This is a genomic window from Micromonospora sp. NPDC051300 (genome assembly GCF_044455315.1).
In the GTDB taxonomy this organism is placed as follows: Bacteria; Actinomycetota; Actinomycetes; order Mycobacteriales; family Micromonosporaceae; genus Micromonospora; species Micromonospora robiginosa.
The window spans coordinates 1-20485 of the sequence record NZ_JBITEP010000016.1 but is presented as its reverse complement, the minus strand read 5'-3'; the positions used below and the strand labels follow the sequence as shown (position 1 = coordinate 20485).

Sequence of the window (20485 nt, the reverse complement as noted above, 5' to 3'; positions counted from 1 at the left end):
AGGTGGGAGTGGGCGGCGGACCCGGGCCGCTCACTCCCACTCCCACCGCATGCCCACGATCCCGGGCGGGATGTCCGAGGCGATCAGGTGGGCGCCGTGGGTGGAGCCGATCCACGCCTCCCAGACGCCCTGGTCGGGGGCGTCCAGAGCACGACGCTCGAACCGGTGGCAGCGGGCCGGCACGGCGTCGTGGTCGAACTGCACCTGGAGCACGTACTCGCCGACAGGTGTCGAGAAGGCCCGGTAGTAGTTGTCGGTGGGGCGCTGGGAGTCGCTGAGGAACTCGTACTCGAGGACGACCGAGTCGCCCCGGGCCAGCATGCGGTCGAAGACGATCTCCGCGACCAGGATGCCCGATCCGGGATCGGAGCGGACGCGGCCGATGCGGCAGTTGCGGACCGCGTTGATCCGGGTCGTCGCGGCCGGGTCGTCGGTGCGGAAGATGCCCACCGTCCGCGACACCCGGTCGGCGTTGGCCCGCAGCACCTGGCGACAGACGAGGCTGATCTCCTGACGACGGACGCCGACCTGGTAGAGATCGTGCAGGCTGAGTCGGGTCAGCTCGTGGTAGTGCCAGCGGTCGACCTCGGCGATCATCCGGGCCAGTCCGGTGCGGTCGTGGAACAGCCGGTCGATCTCGATGGTCCCGGGCGGTTGATTCAACCACCGGCCGCGCGGGCGACGCGGTCCGAGCTGCACGATCAGCGACTCGGACGGGAGGTCGAGGATCTTCTCCAGCAGCCGCACCGCCCGGATGGAGTCCGGACGTTCCGGCCGGCTGCGGCCACGGCGCCAGTAGCTCAAGGTGGTGAGGCTGACGCCGACTCCCGCCGCCGACAGCCGTTCCTGGATCTCCTCCAACTTCAGCCCGCGATCCTCGATGGCCAGGTGGAGCGCCGCCGAGAACGGCCCGGTCCGCAGCGCGTGCGCCAGGTCCCGGCCCAACTCCGCACGGGGCCTTTCCATGGTGGCGAGTATCGCTACGCCGGACCCGGCGCGCACCTCGGGGGTCGGGATGGACGCCGCGCGATCGCGGGCTCCGGCGCGTACCAGATCGTCTACTTCTTTCCGCAGCTGCTGTCCCTCGTGGTGATCGCGGTGCTGTGGGGTTTCGTCTACCACCCGAACAACGGCCTGCTGAACGGCGCGCTGCGGTCGCTCGGCCTGGACGCGCTGACCCGCAGTTGGCTCGCCTCACCGTCCCTGGCGCTGATCGCGGTCATGGTGGTGCTGGTCTGGTCGTCGGTGGGCTTCTACGTGGTGCTGTTCAGCGCCGCGATCGACGGCATTCCCCGAGAGCTGTTCGAGGCCCCCCTGCTCGACGGCGCCGGTACCTGGGCGACCTTCCGCACGGTGACGTTACCGCTGGTCCGCGAGAGCGTTCAGGTCGCATTCGTGTATCTCGGTATCGCGGCGCTGGACGCCTTCGCCGTCGTCCAGGTGATGACCGTCGGGCCGGGTGGACCGGACGGCGCCACCGAGATGATCGGGCTGTCGCTGTACCGCACCGCCTTCCAGTACGGGAAGTTCGGCTACGCCTCGGCCATGGGTGTCGCGCTGAGCGACCTGTCGTTGCCACTCGGCCCGCACCGGTACGTCCGGTCCGGCGTACGCGCGCCTTCCCGGCGCACCTCGCCAGGTTGGCCTGGGCCGTCGTTACCGCGCTGCCGCTGCTCTGGGCGGTGGTCAGCTCATTCAAGACCGACAACGAGATCCTCAACGAACCGTGGTCTCTGCCGGCGTCACCGCAATGGGGCAACTGGTCCCGGGCGTGGAACCAGGCAAGCATCGGACGTTACTTCCTGAACAGCGTCATCGTGGTGGGCGGGGCGCTGCTGCTGACCATGTTGCTCGGCTCGCTGGTCGCCTACGCCCTGGCACGCTACGAGTTCCGCGGAAACCGGCTGGTCTACTACACCTTCGTCGCGGCAATGTTCTTCCCGGTGTTCCTGGCGCTGGTGCCCCTCTTCTGCGTCGTCCAACAGCTCGGGTTGCTGGGCACGTACCCCGGTCTGATCCTGGTCTACGCGGCGTACGCCGTACCGTTCACCGTCTTCTTCCTACACGCGTTCTTCCGCGCGCTGCCGGGTGAGGCGGCGGAGGCGGCCTTCATCGACGGCTGTTCGCACGGCTCGGTCTTCTTCCGGGTGATGCTGCCGATGGCGCACTCCGGCGGGCTGAGCACCTAGGTCCAGCAGGTCGACTGGGTGTTGTTCGCGAAGAACCAGGCGCTGACCCCGACGCAGGTCGGTGCGACGACCGCTGCGTACCGCTCGGCTGGCAGCGCCTTCGCGGACACGGTGGCCACGGCGGTTGGCTGCTCGACCCCCACGAACCCGCCGACCACGCCGACCACCGTCCCACCGAGCACCGCGCAGGTGCCGACCACCCCGCCGGCCGGCACCTGCGCGACCGTGCCGGAATAAGCGTTCGGTACAGCCTACGCCGGTGGTCAGACGGTGAAGCACGAGAGGAGCAGAAACGGCGACCCGGGCGGTCCGCCGTCGGGGGACGGCAAGCACCTGTGGCAGGCTCGGTACTGGACCCAGGGGTCTGGACCCAACAGCGGGCGGATCTGGGCCGCTGCTGAACCGGGTAGGCAGGGCTTCACGGCTGCCGAGGCCGATGCCGTGGTGCGAGGCTTGGTGCAGGGCGTCGACCTGCATCAGGACAGGCCGGATGCCGACGCTGTCAACATCGATGAGCGGTCACCGGAGAAGCGGGCGGCACTGGACCGGTTCAACCTGGCCGTCGCCGGAGACGCCTGAGCGTGCCGACATCTCGGCGTGGTCCTCGCCGAACGAGTGGACGAGGACCACGCCGAGGTGGCAGGGCCCGTTCCCCGGTTCGGCAGGACCACCGAGCCCGCCGGGGGCAACCCGAGTGGCCGCTTTCTCAAACCACCAAGTGCACGCCGAGCACCCTGTTGACGTGCGGAGGGCCGGGGGTGGTGAGCGCTTGAAGGCCGGTGTGTACCCGGTGCAGCGCGGCGCCGAGACGGCCGTACGTCGACTCGTAGATCTGTCTTGCGCGCCCACGGAAGAGCACCGTCTTCCCGGTGAGCTGTTCGAGGGCGACCAGGTGCGAGCCGATCAGCTTCTGACACGAGGCGCAGGGGGTGTTGGTCTGGTACGCCTCGAAGATGACCGCGAGGACGCCCTCCTGGCAAAGGTTGGCGACGGCCGCCTCGGTCCAGCCGAGGAAGAACTGGAACTCGGAATGCGCGACGCCGGCGACGCCCTGCATCTGCATCGGCTCGATGGCGTTCTCGCGGGGGTGCTGCCAGGTGACGGTTTCCTGTTCAACCCCACCGCCGGCGGCCCGGCGCACCACGGTGAGGCCGCTGATCATCACATTGCCCGCGACTCCCGCGCTCGGATTGGGCAGGTGCAGGTGGTACATCTGCGGAGCCCGGACGAGGTGCTCCTCCTGATCCACGGTGACCCGGACGTCGAGGGTGTTACTGATGGCCCAGGGGCCCTGTCCCGCGACGGTGTGGTCCTGCGTCTGGTATTCCCACGCCTCCCCGGGCAGGATCAGGTGGGCGGCTGCGGGCACGGCTGGCTGTGGCTGTACGACGGTCTCCTCCGGGCGGTCAGTCGACTCTCGTTGACGCTAGACGCCACCGGTGCGGTGTCCGGTCCGCTGCGCGACGCAGTGCCGTCAGGTAGTCGACCACGGCGCGGCCTTCCGCCCGGAGCCCCGTCGGGTCGTCGGCGTACGAGCGAAGAGCGTCCCGGTGATCGCGCTGCCGCCACTCCTCAGGATGCCGTCTGGCGGTGTAACTCCTGGTCAAGGAGCTGGCGCATGACTGTTGCCTTGATGGTGGCTCCCTCGTACATTGATGATCGTAGCTATTCGGCCAATGTGGCGATCACCACCGCGGGGCCCGCCGGAGCGGCCCGCGCAGGGAAGGACTCCGCAGATGCCTCTGTCCGTCGATCGACGAGCGCTGCCCCGGCGGGTGCTGGCGAGCATTGCCGCTCTGGGCTTGGTGACCGTGCTGGCGGTCGTTCCCGCTGCGCCGGCCTCGGCGGCGGTGACCACCGTCGTCGGGGTCGGTTCCGGCCGCTGCCTGGACGTGATCGGTGACAACAACGCCATCGGCACCGGCGTCAACATCTACGACTGCAACGGCCGGGCCAACCAGGCGTGGAACGTCACGCCAGCCGGCGAGCTCCGGATCTACAGCGACACCCGCTGCCTGGACGTCAAGGGCCAGGACACCACCGCGCCGGCGGCGGTGCAGATCTACACCTGCACCGGTGGCGCCAACCAGAAGTGGCGGGTCAACTCCGACGGCACGATCGTCGGTGCCCAGTCGAACCTGTGCCTGGACGTCACCGGGGCCGGCACGGCCAACAATACGCTCGTCGGGCTCTGGACCTGCAACGGCCAGAGCAACCAGCGCTGGAGGGCTGCCGTCGGCGGCTCCGACGCCCAGCCGCCGACGGCGCCCGGCAACCCCCGGGTCAGCGACCTGCTCTGCAACTCCGTGACCTTCGCGTGGAACGCCTCAACCGACAACGTGGCCGTCGCGTTCTACGACATCTATCACGACGGCCAGCAGGTGCGGACGGTCAGCGGCAGCACGTTGTCGACCAGCCTCACCGTCGTACCCGGGGCCACCTGGGGCCTCTACGTGAACGCGCGGGACGCCGCCGGAAACGTCTCGCAGGCCAGCTCCACCGTGTCGATCACCCCGCCGCAGTGTCAGGTCGACACCACGCCACCGAGCGCGCCGGCGCAGCTCACCGGCTCGGCGTCGGGCACCACTGTCTCGCTGTCCTGGACGGCGTCCACCGACAACATCGGCGTCCGCGCCTACGACGTGTACCGCAACGGTGCCCGGGTCGGCACCGTGTCCGGGGCGGGCACCGTGCCGCCGTCCACCACCTTCATCGACACCGCGCTGACGCCCACCACCAGCTACCAGTACTACGTACGCGCGCGGGACGCGCAGGCGAACGTATCGTCGCCCAGCAACAGTGTCACGGTGACGACCGGATCGTCCTGTGGAGCCTCGGTCTGCTCGGTCCGGCAGGTCACCACCGACACCGACATCCCCTGGGGCCTGGTCACCCTGCCCGACGGGACGATCCTCTACACCCGTCGGGACGCGCACGACATCGTCAGGCTCGACCCGACCACCGGCGGGAAGACCCCGGTCGGCACGGTGCCGAACGTGCAGAGCACCGACGGCGAAGGCGGCCTGCTCGGCCTGGCGATCTCGCCGACCTTCGGCACCGACCCGTGGCTGTACATCATGCACACCACGCCCACCGACAACCGCATTGTGCGGATCAGGATGCAGTACGGAACATTGCACACCGCGAGCCTGCAGGTCCTGGTCAGTGGCATCCTACGCAACAAGTACCACAATGGCGGTCGGCTGCGGTTCGGACCGGACGGCAAGCTCTACGCCAGCACCGGCGACGCCCAGAACGGCGACAACGCGCAGAACGTCAACAACCTCGCCGGCAAGATCCTGCGACTGAACACCGATGGGACGGTGCCCTCGGACAACCCATTCGGCAACTACGTGTGGAGCTACGGTCACCGCAACCCGCAGGGGCTCGCCTTCGACTCGCAAGGGCGGCTCTGGGAGCAGGAGTTCGGCAACTCGGTCATGGATGAGACGAATATGATCATCCGAGGCGGCAACTACGGTTGGCCGGCCTGCGAAGGCACCAGCGGTGCCTGCGGGACTGCCGGGTTCATCGCGCCCAAGCGAACCTACCCGACGGCCGACGGCTCATGCTCCGGCATCGCGGTCGTCCGGGACGTGCTCTACGTGGCCTGTGCTCGCGGTGCCCGGATGTACCGCGCGGTGATCAGCGGAGGCAGCCTCACCAACGTCCAGACGTACTTCAACGGCGTCTACGGTCGGCTGCGCACGGTGGAGCCGGCACCGGACGGCGGTCTCTGGCTGACCACCACCAACAGCGGCGACAAGGACAGCGTCCCCGACAACAGCAACGAGCGGATCTTCCACGTCACTCTCGGCGGCTGACCCGGAGGCGTGGCCCGGAGAGGCACCCCGGATGGATCTGCGCCGGAGTCGCGGGTAGCACCGTGTCGACCTGATCGCGTTACCTCACGTTCGCGGGTATCCTGGCTGCCATTCATCGACGCTCATCATGATTTCGGTCGTGACGAAGATGAGCCGTCGTATGATGGTTGTCGGTGGACTCGCTGCGGCGGGCGCCGCGTTGGCGCCGTGGCGTGCTGCCCAGGCAGTCGTGCCGTACCCCTTCAAGCTCGGTGTGGCCTCCGGCGACCCGGCGCCCGACAGTGTGGTGCTGTGGACCCGGCTGGCGCCGGTCCCGCTGAACACCGACGGGCAGGGCGGAATGGCGAACGCGGACGTGACCGTCGAGTGGCAGGTGTCGACCAACGACCGCTTCTCGCCGCTGGTCGCCTCCGGCTCGGTGCCCGCCCGGTACGTGGACGCGCACTCGGTGCACGTGATCGCCGGAGGGCTCGCCCCGGACTCCGACTACTACTATCGCTTCCGCGCCCAGGGCCACATCTCACCCGTCGGCCGGACCCGCACCGCGCCGGGTCCCGGAAGCCCGGGCCGGGATCTCGTGATGGCCTTCGCCTCGTGCGCCCACTACGAGGCGGGCTACTACACGGCTTACCGGCGGATTGCGGAGGACGGCCCAGGGCTGATTCTGCACCTGGGCGACTACATCTACGAGGGTGCCGCCGCAACCGGCAAGGTGCGCCAGCACCTCGGCGGTGAGATCGTGTCGCTGGCCGACTACCGTCGCCGGTACGCGCTGTACAAGTCTGATCCGGACCTACAGGCGGCCCACGCGGCGGCACCGTGGCTCGTGGTGCCCGACGACCACGAGGTGGAGAACAACTACGCAAACATGGTCCGCGCCGACAGCAGTCCGACGCTGACGGCGGCGCAGTGGACCGCGCGCCGCACCGCCGCCTACCGTGCCTACTACGAGAACATGCCGCTACGGCCGGCCTCGGCACCCACCGGCAACAGCATCCCGCTGTATCGGCGGATACGGTGGGGCCAACTGGCGACCTTCCACATGCTCGACACTCGGCAGTTCCGCGACGACCAGGCGTGCGGGGACGGCTGGAAGGTGTGCGCGGACGCTGACCTGCCCTCGCGGTCGTTGAGCGGCGCCGCCCAGGAGGCGTGGCTGCTCGACGGCTTGGCCCAGCACTACGGAACCTGGGACATCCTCGGTCAGCAGGTCTTCTTCGCCCGGCAGTTCGACGCCGGCGGGGCCGCGAACATGGACGCGTGGGACGGCTACCGCGCCTCCCGCAGCCGGATCCAGACCGGATGGCAGCAGCGCGCCGTGCGCAACCCGCTGGTTCTCACCGGGGATGTGCACCGATCGTGGGCCAACGAGCTCAAGGCCGACTACGCCAACCCCTCGTCGGCCACGATCGGCACGGAGTTGGTCTGCACCTCGATCACGACCGATGGCAACGGCGACGCCGGCGCCGCCATGCCCAACGCGGCGACCAACCCGCACCTGAAGTTCTACTCGAACCTGCGCGGCTACGTCCGTACGACGATCAGCCGCAGCCAGATTCGCGCGGACTTCCGCGCGATCGGCGCGGTGACCGAACACGGCGCGGCGGCGTCCACCGTGCGCTCGTTCGTCATTCTCGACGGCCAGCCCGGCCTGCAGGCCGGGTAGAAGGAGCGACCATGTCGACGTTCGCCGCACTGCTCACGGCCGGCGTGCTCGCGCTGACGCCGGTATCCGGCCCTGTCGTGCCTTCGGACGCCCCGGCGCGTGTCACCGCGGCGGCGCTCACCTGGCTGACGGCTAACAGCGTCGCCTCCGGCGACCAGGACGAGTCGGCCGTGGCCATGAACCGAAACGGGCAGGTCGCGGTGGTGTGGGAGGACGACCGGGACGCCACCGATCCGCAGGACGACGCCCACAGCGAGATTTTCGTGCGGTTGTTCCGGGATGCGGCTCCGGCCTACGAGATGAAGCTGTCCGACGGCGGAACCAGCGGGCGCCCCTGGCGACACGTCAGTCCGCACGTCGGCCTCGACGACCGGGGCGACGCGGTGGTCGTCTGGGCCGCCGACGGTGACGGCAACGGCATCTACAACATCCAGTACCGGGTGCTGTCACCCACCGGCACGGTCCTCGGCTCCGGCCAGGCCAACGCCGCCGACGCCGGCCAGCAGATCTGGCCCAGGGTGGCGGTCGACCCGGACGGCGCGCCCGCCAACGCCGCATCTGTCGGCTTCACTGTCGTCTGGGAGGACATCCAGGGCACCGCACCCGCCACCGTCCGGGCCGCCGGCTTCACGACCGCGACGACCAAGGCCTACGAGGTGACGGCCTCGCAGGCCACCGGCGCGCACCACCGGCCGGACGTCGCCGTGTCGGCCGCCGGTGAGGCGGTGGTGGTCTGGGACGAGGACGCCGACGCCAACGGAGCCTTCAACATCGGGCTGACCCGACTGGCACGCGGCAACGGCTCGGTCGTGCTGACCCGGCGGACCGCGAATGCCCAGACCGGCGGTCAGCAGCAGCGTGCCTCGGTGGCCGCGAACTTCGCGGGTGACTTCGCCGTCGCCTGGGAATCCGACCATACCGGCACGCGCGGCATCTGGGCCCGCTCGTTCACCGCTGCCGGCGCTCCGAGGCACGGCGAGGTTCAGGTCTCCTCGGCAATCGAGGCCACGACACCCGACATCGGCATCGACGACCAGGACAACGTCGCGATCGGCTGGACGGTCCACGCCGCCGACGCGAACGTGTGGGCCGCTGGCCTCAACGCCGACGGTACGACCACCGGCCGGCTGGCCAACCAGCAGATCGGGCAGACGGCGACCGGCCGTCAGGAGCAGATGGCGCTGGCCGCGTCCCCCTGGGGCGAGATCAGCATCTGCTACACCGACGACAACGACGGGAACTCCTTCGACCAGGTGCTGCTCGGCCTCGGTGCCACCAACTCCACCTGGCTGCTGTCCGCTGACGAACTGCGCCGGCTGAGGGCGCGGCACGGCACGCCGCCGGCGGCTGCCGACCGGGACAGCACCACGCTGCCGTAGCGGATGCCGGTGACGATCGCCACGGAGGCCAGCGCGGATCTTGCCACCGGATGAGCGAGCGCCGATCGGGCTGGTGGGCGGGCTTGGGCCGCCATCATCGCCGGAGCGCCGCCTGACCCGACGCGCCGCCGGACCGGAGTCGTCGGGCGCATCCCCGTGGCCGGCACGCGTGGCCCCGCGCCGAAGGGTGGCTTCGGGGAGTGGCACATCGCGCGACCGGGTAGGACAGGCCCGTGACGCGGACGGTGCGGAGTGCGAGGATGAGCGGACGCGGGACCGGTCGCGCGCTCGTGGGGCTGCTTCTGCTGGCGACACTGGTCGGCGGTTGCCGATCGGGCGAGCCGCGGAACGCCGCCGGTGGTCACGGCCACACGTGGACGGGCAGCGGCGCCGGTGACCCTCGCACCCTGGCGGCGGCTCGCGGTGACCTGCGGTCGGCGGTGTTCGCGCTGGTCGACGGTGCGGACGTGGTGCGGGTGCGGACCGCCGATCTCGGCGACGATCTGTACCGCGTGTCGACACCGGCGGGGGCGAAGGTCCGTCCGGCGGTGTCGGCTTCTGACGGCACGGTGACGGCGGGACTGGCCGCCACCGGCGGTGCGGGTCCGGCGCTGGTCGATGTGGTGCTGCACGATGACGTGCGGTGGCGCGTCCGGCTCGGCGGCGGCGCCCAGGAGGAGGTGCTCGACCTGCGCGGCGGCCGGATCGAGGAGGTCGAGTTGACGGCCGGCACGAGCCGCGCGGAGGTCACCCTGCCGCCCGCCGAGGGCACCATGCGGCTGTCGATGACCGGCGGTGCGGGCCGGCTGCTGGTGCACCTTGCCGGCGACGCTCCGGTGCGGGTACGCGCCGCGGGCGGTGCCGGCCGGGTGAGCGTGGACGGCGTCGAACGGGTCGGGGTGGCCGGTGGTACGGCCCTCGCGCCGAGCGGTTGGACCGCCGCGACCGACCGGTACGACATCGACGCCGTCGCGGGAGTCTCCGACCTGATCGTCGACCACCGCTGAGGTGCCTCTTCGCCCGTGCCGGCAAGATCTTGACAGGCTTGGATCTGTCGGCATGTCGACTGTGCGCCCGGCTCACCGTGTCGGAAATCAGTCCCGCCGGTATGGTCGTCGGCGTCGTCCCGCAGATTCCTCACTCGCCCGTGGGTGCGGATGACGGACGAGATGAGGTTGCGACAGATTGTGGCAGCGATGTACCGGCTCAATGGCGGCGACGCCGAGCACGAACGCGTCCGCCGCGACCCGGACAGACTCGATGTGCTGCGCCGTCACGGCGTTCTCGACAAGCCCGCCGATGGCACCTTCGACGACATAGCGGCACTCGCCGTCAGCGTCTGCGGCACGGCGATGTCGACGGTGAGCATCGTCGACGCGGATCGGGTCTGGTTCGCCGCCAGTCGGGGCCTTGACGGCGTCAGCGAGGTCGGGGTGGACCCCGGACTGTGCGCGTCGGCGTTCTGCGCACACGGCCCGTACATGATCGAGGACCTACAGGTCGAGCCGCGGACACTGAGCCACCCCCTCGTACGGGGAGGTCTGGGCCTGCGCTTCTACGCCGCCGCGCCGATCATCACCCGGGACGGTCACCGCCTGGGAGTGGTGACCGCCCTCGATGTCATCACGCAGAAGCTGACCCCTGACCAGAGAGCCTCCCTGGTGCGTCTGGCCGGCCTGGTGGCACGGCAGCTCGATCTACGACTCGACGCGCTGCGGGCGGTGCGAGCCGAACGGTGGGCCGGCCGGAATCCGGATCGAGGATCGCCGTGAGGTGAGAGCGGCTCGAAACGCAGGCGGGCCACGCTGGTCGCGCCGTCGCGCCGTCGCGGCGGGAGTGTGGAGCGGAGGTACGTTCCGTCGACCGCTGTTCACGCCGATGTCGCCCATGACGGAAGGCATCGGCGTTGACTGGCTGGCATGAACCCGTTGCGGGAGGTATGCCGTGGCGCTGCCGCCGGATGAGGCTCTGCTCCTGAGCGCCTGGATGATCGCGGTGACGTCCGCCGCGACTGCCGGCTATGTGACGGTCACACACCGGCACTCACCCCGCCCGGCTCGGGCCCTGCGGGTGGGGCGGATGGCGATACTGGTCGCCCTGGTGGCGTTCGCGGCGCAGATCGTCTGGGCGTCGCTCGCTCTGCTGGACTGACACGGCCGCTGTGGGCGGCGCCGCATCCTCGGTTCCGGCAGCGTGGATCAGCCGATCCGGTGCCGCCCGATCGGCACGATGAGCGGCGTGTTCGAGACGGGGTCCGGTATCACCCGGCACGGCATGGCGAACACATCCTCGACAACCTGTTCGGTGAGCACGTCGCCGGGCTCGCCGGCGGCGGCGACCGCGCCGCCGGACATCACCACGAGATGGTCGGCGTACCGGCAGGCCAGGTTGAGTTCGTGCAGCACCATCACCACCGTCGTGCCCTCCGTCTGGTTCAGATCGGTGAGCAGGTCGAGGACCTCGACCTGGTGGCTCACGTCCAGATAGGTGGTGGGCTCGTCGAGGAGCAGGATCCCGGTTCGCTGGGCCAGCGCCATCGCGATCCAGACGCGCTGCCGCTGCCCGCCGGAGAGCTCGTCGACGGCTCGTGGGGCGAGGTCCAGCGTGTCGGTGGCGGTCAGCGCGGCGGCGACGGCCGCCTCGTCGTCGCCGGACCAGCGGCGGAAGTAGCCCTGGTGAGGATGCCGTCCCCGGCTCACCAGGTCACTCACGGTGATACCGTCCGGCGCGACCGGTCCCTGCGGCAGGATACCGAGCCGACGGGCGACCTCTCGACTTGGAGTCGAGTGGATGGACGCGCCGTCGAGCAGGACGGCGCCCGACGAGGCCGGCAGTAACCGCGCGAGACCACGCAGGAGCGTCGACTTTCCGCAGGCGTTCGGGCCCACGATGATGGTGACCTTGCCGGTCGGGACGTGGAGCGAGAGGTCCTCGACGACGCGGCGCTCGCCGTAGGCGAGCGACAGGTCCCGGGCCTGCAGGGTGGACGGTGCGGGCACAGTCATCCTCCTCGTGCGGATCGGTTGGCGGTGGCGAGCAGCCAGAGCAGGTACGGCGCGCCGATGATGCCGGTGACCACGCCGACCGGGAACTGGGTCGGCCCGAGCAGGTGGGACCCGATGAAGTCGGCGGCGAGCACCAGCGCGGCGCCCACCAACCCGGCCGGCAGCAGAACGGGACGACCGCCGCCGACCAGCCGGGCCGCGATCGGCCCGGACATGAACGCGACATAGGCGATGGGTCCGGCCGCGGCGGTTGCCGTGCCGGCCAGGCAGACCCCGACCAGCAGCAGAGTGAGTCGGCTGCGTTGCACCGCGAGACCGAGGCCCCGGGCCAGGTCATCGCCGAGTTGCAGGCCGGTCAGCACTCGAGCGAGCAGCAGAGCGACCGGCGCCAGCACCAGGGTGCCGACCGCCAGCGGCCCGACGCTGTCCCAGGTGCGACCGTTCAGGCTGCCGGCGAGCCAGATCAGCGCCTCCTCGGCGACCCGTACGTCGGCCCGGGTCAGCAGGAACGAGGTGAGACCGGCCATCGCCGCGCCGATGCCGATGCCGACGAGCACGAAGCGGTAGCCGCCGACGCCGTTGCGCCAGGCGAGCAGGTAGACGAGCGCGGCGGTGGCCAGAGCGCCGCCCAACGCGACTACGAACACCGTGCCACCGCCGGCTGACAGGACCACTATGGACAGTACCGCCGCCGCGGTCGCGCCCGAGGTGACACCGATGACGTCCGGACTGGCCAGCGGGTTGCGCAGGAGCTGCTGGAAGATCGCACCGGCGAGCCCGAAGGCCGTTCCGGCCAGGACGCCGACCAGCGCACGCGGCAGCCGCAGCGTCTGCACGATGTAGTCGACCTGTGGCGGCGTCGGCCGGCCCAGCAGAGATCGCACGATGTCGGGCAGCGAGACCTGGAACGACCCGTAGGACAGGCTGAGGGCGAACAACGCGACCACGGAGACCGCGAGCACGACGGTGACCGTGCGGGCGCGGGCGTGCTCGCGACGGCGGACGCCCGCGACGAGCCCGGCGCTCACAGCTCGGCCAGCCCGCGTCGGCGGGCCAGGGCCACGAAGACGGGCGCGCCGAGCACCGCGGTGACGATGCCCACCTGCACCTCGCCGGGCCGGGCGACGATGCGCCCGAGCACGTCGGCGAGGAGCAGCAGCAGCGGCGCGAGCATCATCGCGTATGGCAGCAGCCACCGGTGGTCCGGTCCGGTGATGATCCGCGCGACGTGCGGGACGACGAGCCCGACGAAGACGAGCGGCCCGGCCATCGCTGTCGCCGCGCCGCAGAGCACGACGACAGCGACGGCGGCGACCAGCCGGGCGCGGGCGACGTCCTGGCCGACCGAGGTGGCCACGTCGTCGCCGAGCGCGAGAGCGTTCAGGGATCGGGTCGAGGCCAGGGCGATCACCATGCCGACGAATACGAAGGGCAGCCCCTGTCGGGCGATGTCGAGTCCCCGACCGGAGAGCGATCCGACCTGCCAGAACCGAAACTGGTCGTAGGTCTGCACGTCGGTCACCAGCACCGCGGTAGTGATCGAGAGTATGGCTGCGGTCAGGGCGGTGCCGGCGATGGCGAGTTTGACCGGGGTGGCTCCGCCCCGACCCAGCGCGCCGATCGCGTAGACGACCACCGCCGCCACGGCGGCGCCGGCGAAGCCGAACCAGACGTAGCCGGCGAGGCTGGTCACCCCGAAGACGCTGATGCCGACGACAACGAACAGTCCGGCGCCGGCGTTGACGCCGAGAATCCCCGGGTCGGCGAGCGGGTTGCGGGTCACCGCCTGGACCACCGCGCCGGCCAGCCCGAGGGCCGCCCCGGCGAGCAGACCGACGAGCGTCCGCGGAAGCCGCACCTCGGTGACGATGAGGCTGTCACGGATCGCGTCGTCGGGATGCGCGAGCGCCGCCAGCACCGTGCCGAACGGCACGTGCTGGGAGCCGACCGCGAGGCTGAGCAACGCCGCACCGGCCAGGGCCGCCGCGACGCCCACGAGACCCATGGGCAGCGCGACGGCCCGGCGGACGCGGTTGTCCGGCACGGCTTAGCCGGCCAGCGTGCCGGCGAGCAGCGGCGGCACCTTGTCCAGCGCGTACGTCAGACCCAGCACCGAATTGCTGGAGAAGGCGTCGGAGATGGCCTTGTCGTCGAGGTAGACCGCTCGGCCGGCCTCGACCGACGGCACGGCCTGCACCAACTTGTCGCTCTTCACGCTGTCCGAGGTGACCCCGATCAGGAAGATCGTGGTGAGGTCGGCATCCAGTTTGCCCACCTGCTCCTGGTTGAGCGGCACGAAGAAGTTGTCACCCTTGAGCCCCTCGATGTCCGGCGCGTTGGTGAAGCCGAGCTTCTGCAGGAAGTCGACCCGGCCGTCGCCGCTGACGTAGGCACCCCAGCCCTGGCCGGTCTTCACTCCCGCGCTCACCGTCTTGCCCTTGAACTGCGGGTTCGCGGCGGCGACGGCGGCGAACCGCGCCGTCAGGTCGGTCTTGATCTTGTCGGCCTCGGCGGTCCTGCCCAGCGCCTTGCCGACCAGGTCGAGCTGCTGCTCCCAGGTGGTCTTGTAGGACTGGGCGCCAGCGGGGATGTCGACGACCGGCACGCCCAGCGCGGTGAGCTGGTCGTAGCGGGCCTTGTCGCCGCTGGAGCGGGTGTCGAGGATGAGGTCGGGCTTCAGCGCGGCTACCTTCTCCATGTCCACCTCGAGCGTGCCGACCTTGACCGGCGGGGTCGAGTATCTGCCCGAATTCCACGGGCCCTGGCCGTCGCCGCCGAAGGCGAGCCAGTCGGCGTCGCCCACCGGCTGAACGCCGAGCGCCAGGGTGACCTCGGCGTCACTCCAGCCCAGGGTCACGACCCGCTGAGGCTGACGCGGGATGGTGATGTCACCGAAGGCGGTGCTGACGGTGACCGGGAACTGGTCGCCAGCGGCGGAGGGTGCGGCGGTGGTGTCGCGGTCACCCCCGGTGCCGGTTGTCGAGCAGGCGCTCAGGGTCAGGGTGGCGGCGACGGCGGCGAGCAACAACCGGCGACCGCGGCGGGGAACAAGACGCATGACGGGAAACTCCAGGGGGGACAAAGGTTTGCCTACCCTAACTATGGCATCTGCCTGGTCAGCGGGTCGAGGCGGGGAACGCCACGACCGGCCTGATCGGGAGCGGGAGCTGCGCTACTGTCTACGCCGGCAGATCAGTGCGGTCCGAGTGGTGACTGATCCGCGCCGGCCCCGCGGTTCAGAGTCAGCGGTGCGTCGACCGCCCGCCAATCCGCGGGACCCTCGCGGCTCGTACGACCGGCTCGAAGTTGCCGATCCTCCCTGCCCCTCCTCCGGCGCCAAGCACGCTACGCTGCGTGTTCGTCGGTTGGCCAGCTTCGCGGCGGGGTGCGGATGCGCCACGGTGGCGTGCCGAGCCGAACGATGGCAGTGGTGGACATTTTCTCGTCCCTAGGAGCGCGTGGTGCCGGGCCGGTTCGTGTACTGGATGAACGTCTCCGTCGACCTGAAGATCGAGCACATCGAGGGGGAGAAGGGCGGTGGGGACTGGCTCCGCGTCGGAGAGTCGCTGCACCGGGATGTCAACGCGCGGGCGCGCAAGTTGCGGGCCATGGTGCAGGGCCGCCGGGTCTACGAGATCATGGAGGGGTTCTGGCCGACCGCGCGGCTCGACGAGTCGCTCCCGGACTACCTCCGCGAGTACGGCGAGATCTGGACGTCGATGCCGAAGATACTGGTGTCCCGCACGCGTAGCGCAGCCCCGCACCACACCCGGATTGTCGGCCGGGACGGGAACGCGGTGGAGCAGCTTGCCCGTTTCCGCGATGACGTCGACGGCGATGTCGGCGTCGGCGGAGCAACCCTCGCCACCCACCTGCTTCGTGCGGGGCTGCTCGACCAGATCCTCCTGTACACCCACCCCACCATCCTCGGCAACGGCCGGCCCCTGTTCGACGGACACGACCGGCCGGTGGAGCTGGACCTGCTCGAACACCAGGTGCTCGACGAGGGCATCACGTTGCACCGGTACGCCGTGCGCCGGTAGCTTCCGCGATCGGCCTCCGGCACTCGCCGAGCAGCAGCGGTGATCTGTTGTCGATGCCGCTCAGGAGCAGGCCGAGGTAACAGCCGACCGGCCCGTCACGTCGGCCGTGCGCTGAAGCCGGGCGTGGGCCCTACCTGTCGGTCCGGCTGGCGGGCAGGCCGCGCCCGTTAGCCGAGTTAGGGCAGGCTACCCTGGCTTGATGTCGCCGGTGTGCCGTCCGGTGCTCGGCGAGCCCTGCCCCGACGTACATCGCGCTTGCGCCGCCGTGGCGGCCTCGACGTCACCGGCCCGGGGCGCGGTCTCGCCGCGCCGGCGACGTCCCGCCGGGCCAGACATCGACACGAGCACCCGGAGGTCGCCACCCAGATGGCCGGAACCAGTGACACGCCAACGGCGCGGACCGTCCTGCGCCGCGCGCTGAGCCGTCAGCGGCGGCGCGTGCTGACCGGGGTGGCACTGCTGTGCCTGCACCAGTTCGCCGAGGCACTCGTGCCGGTCGCGATCGGCGTCGTCATCGACCGGGCGGTCGTGACCGGCGACACCCGGGCGCTGTTCCTCTCGCTGGCCGGACTCGCCGCGCTGTTCACCGTGCTCGCGTTCGCCTACCGCAACGGCGCGCGGCAGGGCTACTCGGCGGTGGAGCGGGAGGCGCACCTGATTCGGGTCGAGATCGCGCGGCGAGCGCTCGATCCCCACGGGCACCGCTCCGGGCTGCGCGACGGTGAGCTCCTCTCCGTCACCGCCTCCGATGCCGAGTTGTCCGCGCTGGTGGTGCGGGTCGCCGGACTCGGCGCTGCCGCGCTGACCGCGTTGACCGTCGCGGCCGTCGCGCTGCTGGTCGTGGACGTCCCGCTCGGGCTGGGCGTGCTTTTCGGCGTTCCGGTCCTGGTCCTCGGCCTGCAACGGATGGCACCGATGCTGTCCCGTCGTGGTGCCGCACAGCAGGAGGCGCTGGCCCGCACCACCGCGCTCGCCGTGGATCTCGTCTCCGGGCTACGGGTCCTGCGCGGCATCGGCGCCCAGCAAAGCGCCGCCGGCCGGTACGCGAGCGCCAGCCGCGACGCCCTCGCCGTCACGTTGCGCGCCGCCACCACCAAGGGGCTGCACCTCGGCCTCACCACCGCCGCCAACGGACTCTTCCTCGCGGCGGTCGCCGGGGCCGCCGGTTGGCTCGCCCTGCGCGGCCGGCTCACCATCGGTGAGCTGGTGACCGTGGTCGGACTGGCGCAGTTCGTCGCCGAGCCGGTGCAGACACTGGGGTACTGCGTGCAACTGCTCGCGATGGCTCGCGCCTCCGCCGCGCGGGTGGCCCGTGTCCTCGGCGCCGAGCCGCTGCGGCCCGCCGGGCGTGCGCGACCGGGCGTTTGGAGCGGCCCACGGCTGGTCCTCGACGGGGCCGGGTACGCGGGGCTCGGCGGTGTGTCGCTGCGCGTCGGCCCGGGGGAGATCGTCGGGGTGCTGGCCTACGACCCGGCGGACGCGGAGGCGCTGGTGACGTTGTTGGCTGGACGGGTGGCCCGGATGGAGCACCGTGGCGTGCTTTACGTCGACGGGGTATCGGCCGACGAACTCGACATCGACGCCCTCCGGAGCAGGGTGCTGGTCGAGCCGCACGAGGTGACCCTCTTCGAGGGCACCCTGGCCGCCAATCTCGCGGCGGGCGGGCGGCCGGACCCGGCCAGCCTGCGGGCCGCCGTGCGCGCCGTCGCGGCGGAGGACGTCGTGGCCGCCCACCCAGGCGGCCTCGGCCACCGGCTCACCGAGGGCGGTGCGAACCTCTCCGGCGGGCAGCGGCAGCGGCTCGGGCTGGCCCGGGCGCTGCACGCCGACCCGCCGGTGCTCGTGTTGCACGAACCCACCACGGCGGTCGACGCGGCGACGGAGGTGCGGCTCGCCGCCGGGCTGGCCGACGCTCGGCGGGTCGGCTCACGGGCCACGGTCCTGGTCACCAGTAGCCCGGCGCTGTTGGGAACCACCGACCGGGTGGTCGTGGTGGCCGGGGGTCGGATCGTCGCCGAAGGGCCACACGAGCGACTACTCGCCGAGGACGCCCGCTACCGTGAGGAGACGCTGCGGTGACACCTGAGCCGAGCACGAGTGGCGACCCCAGCCGCCCGCTGCTGCCCACCGCGTCCGCTCGAGACACCTGGGTCACCCTCGGCCGGGAGTTCGGCCGCCGTCCCGTCCTGAGCACCGCCGCGGTGATGGTGATGGTCGCCGCCGCCGCGACCGGTCTCGCCGCCCCGTGGGTGCTCGGGCGCCTGGTCGACGACGTCATCACCGGGGCCGGGCCTGGCGTGCTTGGGCGCCGGGTAGCGGTGATCGCCGGTGCGGCCGTGCTCTCCGGCTTGCTGACCGCGGTCGGCGCCGCGCTCGCGGCCCGTCTGGGTGAGACCGTGCTGGCCCGGCTACGCGAGCGGGTGCTGGACCGCGCACTGCACCTGCCATCGACGACTATCGAACGCGCCGGCAGCGGTGACTTGGTCGCCCGCGCGGGTGACGACGTCGCGGTGGTGACGAACGTAATCGCCACCGATGGCCCGGCTCTTCTCGGCGCCCTGCTCTCCATCGTGCTGACGGTGGTCGGACTGGTGGCCCTCGACTGGCGACTCGGCCTGGCCGGACTGGTGGCCGCGCCTGCCTACGCGCTGGCGCTGCGCTGGTACCTGCACCGATCGGTCCGCTACTACGCCCGGGAGCGGATCGCCACGGGTGAGCGCACCCAGGCGATGGCCGGCGCGTTGCGCGGCGCGGCGACCGTGCGTGCCTACCGGATGGAGGACGCGCACGTCGCCGCCATCGCCGACCGGTCCGCCGCGGCCCGGGATCTGTCGCTGGAGATCTTCGACGTGCACACCCGCTTCGGACTGCGGATCAATCGATCGGAGTTCGTCGGGCTGACCGCGGTGCTGCTCGCCGGTTTCCTGCTCGTGCGGACAGACCTGGTCACGGTCGGCGCGGCCACCACCGCCGCGCTCTACTTCCACCGCCTGTTCAACCCGGTCGGTCTGCTGCTGATGGAATCCGACGCGGCGTTGCAGGCCGGTGCGAGTCTCGCCCGTCTCGTGGGCGTCGCCACGCTGCCGGCACGCGCCGCGACGGTGGGGCCCGTGGGCGCCGCGCCGCGTACGGGCGCCGCGGAGCCGGCGGCACTCACTGTCGTGGTCCGTCAACACCGCTACGAGGAGGGTCCGGCGGTCCTGACCGACGTCGAACTGCACATCGCGCCGGGGGAACGGGTCGCGCTGGTCGGAGCGAGCGGGGCGGGCAAGAGCACGCTCGCCGGCATCGCGGCCGGGATCATCGCGCCAACCGACGGTGCGGTGTGCCTGCGCGGCGTGCCACTGGCCGACCTGGATGAGCGCGTCGTCCGGCATGAGATCGCGATGATCAGCCAGGAGGTGCACGTCTTCGCCGGATCGCTCGCCGACAACCTGCGGCTGGCCGGCCGGCAGGCGACCGACGCCGCACTTACCGCCGCGCTGGAGGTGGTCGGCGCCACCACCTGGCTGCGGGCCCTGCCGGACGGTCTGGCGACCGCGGTCGGGGAGGGAGGGCGCCGGCTCAGCGCCTCGCAGGCCCAGCAGGTCGCGCTGGCCCGGTTGGTGCTGGCCGCACCCGCCGTCGCCGTGCTCGACGAGGCCACCGCCGAGGCCGGCAGCGCTGGAGCGCGCGACCTCGACCGGGCCGCGGTCGACGCCACCGAGGGGCGCACCACACTCGTCGTGGCGCACCGGCTCAGCCAGGCGGTCACCGCGGACCGAATCGTCCTGCTCGACCAGGGGCGAATCCTGGAGCAGGGCCCGCATGAGGAGTTGCTCGCCGCCGGTGGCCGCTACCGCGAGCTGTGGCGCGCGTGGAGCACTACCGCGGCGGGTGTCCCGCGGATCCGGGCCGGTGGGGAGGCAGCGGGTGGCGTGCTCCGGCCGGCGGTCGGGCAGCGGCGATCGTGACGTCGCCGAGTGAATCCGAGACCGTCGGCTGATCAGGAGTCGAGCGAGTAGTCGGCGAGGACGTGGCCGTCGGGATCGCGCCTCCAGGCGACCCGCAGGCCATCCTGCTCCGTCGACACACCCTTATCGTCAAGGCCGAAGGGGACGTCGTCGGATCCGAAGAACGGCACGCCGCGAGCGGACGGTGGCGGACACGTCGTCGACCCGGAAGGTCGCGACCGGAAAGATGGCCGAGCCGGCGTGGGAGACATCGGGCGCCTCCGGAGACGTGCCGGGGGACCGGGAGACGCCTGGTTGACGTAGCGAAGCGAGCGGTGGCAGGGGCGGCCGCCTAAGGCGTGTTTCAGAAGTCGTGGTGGCCGGTGAAGGTCTCGGCGTGGCGGTGATCGACAACTGAAGAGGTCTCCGGTATCTGGTTCTGCGACC

General features: G+C 71.1%; 20 protein-coding genes. 12 read left to right on the top strand and 8 right to left on the bottom strand.

All coding sequences use genetic code 11. From position 1 onward, the window contains the following. Positions 1-30 precede the first annotated feature (30 nt). Complete coding sequence (locus ACIA5A_RS18795; RefSeq protein ID WP_396763559.1) at positions 31-966, bottom strand: helix-turn-helix domain-containing protein; 936 nt, start codon at positions 964-966, stop codon at positions 31-33. Between ACIA5A_RS18795 and ACIA5A_RS18790 the strand changes: the two genes are divergently transcribed. Then, entirely contained in the window at positions 889-1806 is a 918-nt protein-coding gene (locus ACIA5A_RS18790) for a carbohydrate ABC transporter permease (protein WP_396763556.1), read from the top strand. The two genes, ACIA5A_RS18795 and ACIA5A_RS18790, sit on opposite strands and share 78 nt — an antisense overlap. Positions 1807-1820: 14 nt before the next feature. Next, positions 1821-2189 carry a carbohydrate ABC transporter permease gene (locus ACIA5A_RS18785; RefSeq protein ID WP_396763552.1) on the top strand — a complete coding sequence of 123 codons (369 nt, stop codon included), beginning with the start codon at positions 1821-1823 and terminating at the stop codon, positions 2187-2189. On the opposite strand, the gene ACIA5A_RS18780 is transcribed toward ACIA5A_RS18785, so the two are convergent. Continuing rightward, positions 2186-2404 (bottom strand): hypothetical protein, encoded by a 219-nt coding sequence (locus ACIA5A_RS18780; RefSeq protein ID WP_396763549.1) that lies wholly within the window; start codon positions 2402-2404, stop codon positions 2186-2188. The genes ACIA5A_RS18785 and ACIA5A_RS18780 overlap by 4 nt on opposite strands. A gap of 55 nt (positions 2405-2459) precedes the next feature. Between ACIA5A_RS18780 and ACIA5A_RS18775 the strand changes: the two genes are divergently transcribed. Further along, positions 2460-2768: a hypothetical protein gene (locus tag ACIA5A_RS18775; RefSeq protein ID WP_396763546.1), complete on the top strand. Its 309-nt coding sequence runs from the start codon at positions 2460-2462 to the stop codon at positions 2766-2768. Between the two features lie 127 nt (positions 2769-2895). Here ACIA5A_RS18775 and ACIA5A_RS18770 read toward each other — a convergent pair whose 3' ends face one another. Next, on the bottom strand, positions 2896-3558 hold the full coding sequence (locus ACIA5A_RS18770) for a hypothetical protein (protein ID WP_396763543.1): 663 nt from the start codon (positions 3556-3558) through the stop codon (positions 2896-2898). Between the two features lie 367 nt (positions 3559-3925). Between ACIA5A_RS18770 and ACIA5A_RS18765 the strand changes: the two genes are divergently transcribed. The 6 genes from ACIA5A_RS18765 (at position 3926) to ACIA5A_RS18740 (ending at position 11209) form a co-directional block, all read left to right on the top strand. Beyond that, complete coding sequence (locus ACIA5A_RS18765) at positions 3926-6013, top strand: PQQ-dependent sugar dehydrogenase (RefSeq protein WP_396763540.1); 2088 nt, start codon at positions 3926-3928, stop codon at positions 6011-6013. A 148-nt stretch (positions 6014-6161) separates the two neighbouring features. Continuing rightward, positions 6162-7679, top strand: coding sequence for an alkaline phosphatase D family protein (locus ACIA5A_RS18760; protein ID WP_396763821.1), 1518 nt, complete (start codon positions 6162-6164; stop codon positions 7677-7679). A gap of 11 nt (positions 7680-7690) precedes the next feature. Beyond that, positions 7691-9058, top strand: coding sequence for a hypothetical protein (locus ACIA5A_RS18755; RefSeq protein ID WP_396763537.1), 1368 nt, complete (start codon positions 7691-7693; stop codon positions 9056-9058). A gap of 260 nt (positions 9059-9318) precedes the next feature. Next, a complete protein-coding gene (locus ACIA5A_RS18750) occupies positions 9319-10065 on the top strand; it encodes a hypothetical protein (RefSeq protein ID WP_396763534.1) in 747 nt (248 codons plus the stop codon). Between the two features lie 150 nt (positions 10066-10215). Beyond that, positions 10216-10830, top strand: coding sequence for a GAF domain-containing protein (locus ACIA5A_RS18745; RefSeq protein WP_396763531.1), 615 nt, complete (start codon positions 10216-10218; stop codon positions 10828-10830). Between the two features lie 172 nt (positions 10831-11002). Beyond that, the gene (locus ACIA5A_RS18740) at positions 11003-11209 is read left to right on the top strand and encodes a hypothetical protein (protein ID WP_396763528.1); all 207 of its coding nucleotides are present in this window, start codon (positions 11003-11005) and stop codon (positions 11207-11209) included. Positions 11210-11256: 47 nt separating this feature from the next. Here ACIA5A_RS18740 and ACIA5A_RS18735 read toward each other — a convergent pair whose 3' ends face one another. From ACIA5A_RS18735 to ACIA5A_RS18720, 4 genes are read right to left on the bottom strand one after another with little or no spacing between them, the layout of a single operon-like run. Then, on the bottom strand, positions 11257-12063 hold the full coding sequence (locus ACIA5A_RS18735) for an ABC transporter ATP-binding protein (RefSeq protein ID WP_396763525.1): 807 nt from the start codon (positions 12061-12063) through the stop codon (positions 11257-11259). Continuing rightward, positions 12060-13091, bottom strand: coding sequence for a FecCD family ABC transporter permease (locus ACIA5A_RS18730; RefSeq protein ID WP_396763522.1), 1032 nt, complete (start codon positions 13089-13091; stop codon positions 12060-12062). Before ACIA5A_RS18730 ends, ACIA5A_RS18735 begins: the two co-directional genes overlap by 4 nt. Then, entirely contained in the window at positions 13088-14107 is a 1020-nt protein-coding gene (locus tag ACIA5A_RS18725) for a FecCD family ABC transporter permease (RefSeq protein ID WP_396763519.1), read from the bottom strand. The genes ACIA5A_RS18730 and ACIA5A_RS18725 overlap by 4 nt, the downstream gene beginning before the upstream one ends. A gap of 3 nt (positions 14108-14110) precedes the next feature. Next, positions 14111-15121, bottom strand: coding sequence for an ABC transporter substrate-binding protein (locus ACIA5A_RS18720; protein ID WP_396763516.1), 1011 nt, complete (start codon positions 15119-15121; stop codon positions 14111-14113). Between the two features lie 403 nt (positions 15122-15524). Here ACIA5A_RS18720 and ACIA5A_RS18715 point away from each other — a divergent pair, with 403 nt between their 5' ends. From ACIA5A_RS18715 to ACIA5A_RS18705, 3 genes are all read left to right on the top strand, one after another. Further along, a complete protein-coding gene (locus ACIA5A_RS18715; protein ID WP_396763514.1) occupies positions 15525-16106 on the top strand; it encodes a dihydrofolate reductase family protein in 582 nt (193 codons plus the stop codon). 366 nt (positions 16107-16472) lie between these two features. Next, positions 16473-18185 (top strand): ABC transporter transmembrane domain-containing protein, encoded by a 1713-nt coding sequence (locus tag ACIA5A_RS18710; protein WP_396763511.1) that lies wholly within the window; start codon positions 16473-16475, stop codon positions 18183-18185. Then, positions 18182-20059 carry an ABC transporter ATP-binding protein gene (locus tag ACIA5A_RS18705; protein WP_396763508.1) on the top strand — a complete coding sequence of 626 codons (1878 nt, stop codon included), beginning with the start codon at positions 18182-18184 and terminating at the stop codon, positions 20057-20059. Before ACIA5A_RS18710 ends, ACIA5A_RS18705 begins: the two co-directional genes overlap by 4 nt. Positions 20060-20091: 32 nt before the next feature. On the opposite strand, the gene ACIA5A_RS18700 is transcribed toward ACIA5A_RS18705, so the two are convergent. Continuing rightward, a complete protein-coding gene (locus ACIA5A_RS18700; RefSeq protein WP_396763505.1) occupies positions 20092-20229 on the bottom strand; it encodes a hypothetical protein in 138 nt (45 codons plus the stop codon). Positions 20230-20485 lie beyond the last annotated feature (256 nt).

Coding starts and splice junctions, on each gene's coding strand:
- ACIA5A_RS18755 (WP_396763537.1), top strand. CDS start 7,691: ATGTCGACGTTCGCCGCACTGCTCACGGCCGGCGTGCTCGCGCTGACG.
- ACIA5A_RS18750 (WP_396763534.1), top strand. CDS start 9,319: ATGAGCGGACGCGGGACCGGTCGCGCGCTCGTGGGGCTGCTTCTGCTG.
- ACIA5A_RS18765 (WP_396763540.1), top strand. CDS start 3,926: ATGCCTCTGTCCGTCGATCGACGAGCGCTGCCCCGGCGGGTGCTGGCG.
- ACIA5A_RS18710 (WP_396763511.1), top strand. CDS start 16,473: ATGGCCGGAACCAGTGACACGCCAACGGCGCGGACCGTCCTGCGCCGC.
- ACIA5A_RS18745 (WP_396763531.1), top strand. CDS start 10,216: ATGACGGACGAGATGAGGTTGCGACAGATTGTGGCAGCGATGTACCGG.
- ACIA5A_RS18795 (WP_396763559.1), bottom strand. CDS start 966: ATGGAAAGGCCCCGTGCGGAGTTGGGCCGGGACCTGGCGCACGCGCTG.
- ACIA5A_RS18760 (WP_396763821.1), top strand. CDS start 6,162: ATGAGCCGTCGTATGATGGTTGTCGGTGGACTCGCTGCGGCGGGCGCC.
- ACIA5A_RS18720 (WP_396763516.1), bottom strand. CDS start 15,121: ATGCGTCTTGTTCCCCGCCGCGGTCGCCGGTTGTTGCTCGCCGCCGTC.
- ACIA5A_RS18735 (WP_396763525.1), bottom strand. CDS start 12,063: ATGACTGTGCCCGCACCGTCCACCCTGCAGGCCCGGGACCTGTCGCTC.